The sequence below is a fragment of the Ensifer sp. ZNC0028 genome (assembly GCF_000799055.1).
Classification (GTDB): Bacteria; Pseudomonadota; Alphaproteobacteria; order Rhizobiales; family Rhizobiaceae; genus Ensifer.
This window is the reverse complement of the sequence record NZ_JTLA01000024.1, coordinates 1-4,097: the sequence shown is the minus strand read 5'-3', so window position 1 is coordinate 4,097 and position 4,097 is coordinate 1. Positions and strand designations below refer to the sequence as shown.

Below are 4,097 nucleotides of genomic sequence, written 5' to 3'. Positions count from 1 at the left end.
GACGGCAGGCGGACCGTCGAATCGGCCGCCTGCCCGTTCCGGTTTTGATGCCGGGACAGGGAACGATGGGGCGTCCTTGCGGGTTTCGTTTGAACGTTCATCGTCCCAGAGGCGGCGAACCACGGGCCTTCGCGTCGCTATCAGGTAAGCGGACGCCACATTTCGCTGCCACAGTTTAAGTGCCGGGACCCAAAGAGGTCACCCAAGTGTGCGCCGTCATCGACCCGTTCGATGCCGAGACGCGGCCGGCTTTAAAAAAACTTCCGGCCAAGAAGGGGAAACAAATGGCCTCCATCTGCAGTGTCTTGCCAGCGTTGCTTTGCAAGTTCCCTGCCATTGACGAAAGCACGATCCGGCTCGCCCGCAAGGCTGTCGACGACAGCTTCAAGGGCTTCGTGCGATCCTATGGCAACGCCATCGACACGGTGGTCCAGCCGCTTCAATGGTTCCTGAACTACCTAGAAAGCCTGTTTGTCGGTTCGCCCTGGATCGTGATCCTGGCCGTGATGATTGCGATCGTCTATTTCGGCAGCCGCAACATCAACGTCACCATCGGCACGGCGCTGTCGATGATCGCCATCGGCCTCGTCGGGCTTTGGAACGACACCATGGTCACGCTCGCCATGGTCACCGTCTGCACGCTGATCTCCATCCTCATCGGCATTCCGATCGGCATCCTGATGGCGCGCTCGGACCGGGTCCAGGCCTTCGTCAATCCGATCCTCGATGTCATGCAGACGATGCCCAGCTTCGTCTACCTGATCCCGGTCGTCATGATCTTCGGCATCGGCAAGGTGCCGGGCCTCATCGCCGTCGTCATCTATGCGGTGCCGCCGATGATCAGGCTCACCAATCTCGGCATCCGCCTCGTCGACAAGGAAGTGCTGGAAGCGGCCGACGCCTTCGGCTCCTCGACCTGGCAGAAACTGAAGAACGTGCAGATGCCGCTGGCGTTGCCGACCATCATGGCCGGCATCAACCAGACGATCATGATGTCGCTGGCGATGGTCGTCGTCGCATCGATGATCGGCGTTGGCGGCCTTGGCAAGAACGTGCTGCAGGCGATCGCCAACCAGTTCTTCACCGTCGGCTTCCTCAACGGCTTTGCCCTTGTCGGTATCGCCATCATTTTCGACCGTACCAGCCAGGCCTTCGGCAAGCGGCTGCAAAAGCACTCGGAGGTTATCCATGGCTAGTCACGCGATCGAGGTGAAGAACCTCTACAAGATCTTTGGGCCCCGCGGCGTCGACTTCGTCGATGCCGTCAAGAAGGGCATGGGCAAGGCCGAGCTCAACGAGCAGCACGGCCACGTGCTCGGCTTGCAGGACATCAACATCTCCATGCCCGCCGGCAGCGTCATGGTGGTCATGGGTCTCTCGGGCTCCGGCAAGTCGACGCTGATCCGCCACATCAACCGGCTGATCGACCCGACCGCCGGCGAGGTGCTCTATGACGGCGTCGACGTCTGCAAGATGAACGACAACGACCTGCGCGAATTCCGCCGCCACAAGACGGCGATGGTGTTCCAGAAATTCGCGCTGCTGCCACACCGCACCGTGCTCGACAACACGGTCTACGGCCTCGAAATCCAGGGTGTGGATCGCAAGGAGAGCGAGAAGCGCGCCCGCGGCTGGATCGAGCGTGTCGGTCTCAAGGGCTTCGAGAACCATTATCCGAACCAGCTTTCGGGCGGCATGCAGCAGCGCGTCGGTCTCGCCCGCGCACTCACCAACGATGCCGACATCCTCTTGATGGACGAAGCCTATTCGGCGCTCGATCCGCTGATCCGCGTCGACATGCAGACGGTGCTGCTCGACCTGCAGAAGGAACTGAAGAAGACCGTCGTCTTCATCACCCACGACCTCGACGAGGCGCTGCGCCTCGGCGACAAGATCGCGATCCTGCGTGATGGCCGCGTGGTGCAGCAGGGTACTGGCCAGGAAATCGTGCTGTCGCCGGCCGACGACTACATCACCGCCTTCGTCAAGGAAGTGAACCGCGGCCGGGTGATCAATGTCGAGACGATCATGCGGCCGATCTCGGGCAATGCCGAAGGCGTGCCGCTTGTAACCGGCACGGTGCTGGAATCGGCAGCCCGCACCATGACGGCCGCCCGCGTTGGCGTTGCCCATGTGGTCGATGAAAACGGCCGCCCGATCGGCGCCCTCGACCTTTCGACGGTCATCGCCGCGATGGTGACGCCGGTCAGCCACGAGGATCGCGCGGCGGCGTGAGACTTGGCCGAATTTAGAGACCAGCGCTTGCCCCTCATCCGCCTGCCGGCACCTTCTCCCCGTTTTGACGGGGAGAAGGCATTTGCGGAGAGGCCGCGTTCCCTCCCCAACGTTTCAATCTCTGGCGGGCTGCACGATGGTCGGTACCCGACGACCATCGTGTGTTTTTCCGAATGCATCATCGCCGCCTCTGGCGGCGGCCAAGCAACGGACGGCATGCCGCAGCCCTCGTCCCCTCGCCCCGCCTGCGGGGAGAGGGTTGGTCCTCGGGTTAAACCCGAGGAGAGGGGCAAATTTCAGACAGTGATCTGAAAGATCAGTTCGTCGTGGTCGTCGCTGCCGCCGCGGCCGCGGGCTCGGCGATGCTGGCAGCGCTTGCGTCTTCCTTCGGCGGCAGGAACTTGTCGAGCAGCGCGATCATGTCGTCGTCGCGCGACTGCGCCGTCTTGCCGCCCATGACGACGGCGACGAGGCGGGTGTCGCCGCGCTTGGCGGAGGTCACGAGATTGTAGCCGGAAGCGTCGGTGTAGCCGGTCTTGATGCCGTCAACGCCCTCGTAGCGCTTCATCACGCCGTTGTGGCCGCGCAGCTTCATGCCGCGAAACTCGATCGTCTTGTTGGAGAAGAGCTGGAATTCCTGCGGGAAGTCGCGCATGAGCGCAAGGCCGAGCGTCGCCATGTCGCGCGCCGTGGTCACCTGCGCCGGATCCGGAAGGCCGTTGGCATTCTTGAACACCGTGCTGGTCATGCCAAGCGTCCGGGCCTTGCTCGTCATCATCTGGCCGAAGGCCGCTTCCGTTCCGGCCAGTTGCTCGCCGATGACGACGGCAGCATCGTTGGCCGAAAGCACGACCATGCCCATGACGGCTTCACGCACCGTAATCTGGCGTCCGGCGCCGACAGCGAGCTTGAACGGCTCCAGGCTGTTTGCGCGCTCGGAAACCGTCAGCTTCTGGTCCCATTGCAGGGTGCCGTTGCGCAGCGCTTCGAACGCGAGATAGATCGTCATCATCTTCGTCAGCGAGGCCGGGAAGTTCAGCTCGTCGGCATTGTCGGCCTCGAGGATCGAGCCGGTGTCGGCGTTGACAACAAAATGGGCCTGCCCGGCGGCGGCAAAAGATGCGCTGCCAAGCAGCAGGCTCACGGAGACCGCGGCGGACGCGACCATACGGATAAGGGACTGCATATCGTGTTTTCTCGTTTCGACGCTATCGAACGACCTCGGGACGAAAATCGTGATCGAATTATGGAAGACGGACCGCGAAATACGGCAAGGGCCGCGTTTTCCACACGGCCGACATACCCTAGCCTTTTAAGGGCCCGGCGACCGGGCGGCAAGCACCTGCGGCAATCGGCGCGCAAATAACAGGGCCAGCGACGCCGCGACGACCCATCCCGGCCGGGCGGCCCGCCCGCCGTTTCACCGAGGTTTAACCTGATTGCGCTAAGGTGCGGATCTCCCAAGGCCGGCCCTGTCCGAACGGCAGGACGGCCCGGGGCCATGATCCACGATGCCGAACCGCGTCCCAGTCATTCGTTTTTAAGCCGCCATGCACCCGAACACCGCCACGGCAGATACCTCCACCGCGCGCCAGCGCGTGCCGGAGGCATTCGATGCCGGGCTGGCGGAACTCGTCAACGGCCTTGCCGCGCTGCTCTCGGGCCTTGGGCTGTTCCTCATCGTCTTCACCCTGATCCCGTTTCAGGGCGCGGTGACGACGGACCCCAACGCGGCGAACGAAGGCAACATCATCAACCAGGTCGGCTACCTGGTGCTCGGTGCCGTCTATCTCTTTGCCATGCTCCTGACCGTCGATCGGCGGGTGCTCGCCCGCCTCGTCTCTCCGGCCTGGATCGCGATC

At 63.0% G+C, this 4,097-nt stretch carries 3 protein-coding genes and 1 pseudogene; 3 read left to right on the top strand and 1 reads right to left on the bottom strand.

Translation table 11 applies throughout. From position 1 onward, the window contains the following. Positions 1-284 precede the first annotated feature (284 nt). Both L981_RS05880 and L981_RS05875 read left to right on the top strand, forming a co-directional pair. Positions 285-1,196 (top strand): proline/glycine betaine ABC transporter permease, encoded by a 912-nt coding sequence (locus L981_RS05880; protein WP_043612801.1) that lies wholly within the window; start codon positions 285-287, stop codon positions 1,194-1,196. Continuing rightward, positions 1,189-2,235 (top strand): glycine betaine/L-proline ABC transporter ATP-binding protein, encoded by a 1,047-nt coding sequence (locus L981_RS05875; protein WP_043612800.1) that lies wholly within the window; start codon positions 1,189-1,191, stop codon positions 2,233-2,235. Before L981_RS05880 ends, L981_RS05875 begins: the two co-directional genes overlap by 8 nt. Positions 2,236-2,551: 316 nt before the next feature. Here the strand turns inward: L981_RS05875 and L981_RS05870 are convergent, their stop codons facing one another. Further along, positions 2,552-3,421 carry a D-alanyl-D-alanine carboxypeptidase family protein gene (locus tag L981_RS05870; RefSeq protein WP_043612798.1) on the bottom strand — a complete coding sequence of 290 codons (870 nt, stop codon included), beginning with the start codon at positions 3,419-3,421 and terminating at the stop codon, positions 2,552-2,554. A 364-nt stretch (positions 3,422-3,785) separates the two neighbouring features. Between L981_RS05870 and L981_RS05865 the strand changes: the two are divergent. Further along, a pseudogene (locus L981_RS05865) lies at positions 3,786-4,097 on the top strand (hypothetical protein); the annotation flags it as partial.

Coding starts and splice junctions, on each gene's coding strand:
- L981_RS05880 (WP_043612801.1), top strand. CDS start 285: ATGGCCTCCATCTGCAGTGTCTTGCCAGCGTTGCTTTGCAAGTTCCCT.
- L981_RS05870 (WP_043612798.1), bottom strand. CDS start 3,421: ATGCAGTCCCTTATCCGTATGGTCGCGTCCGCCGCGGTCTCCGTGAGC.
- L981_RS05875 (WP_043612800.1), top strand. CDS start 1,189: ATGGCTAGTCACGCGATCGAGGTGAAGAACCTCTACAAGATCTTTGGG.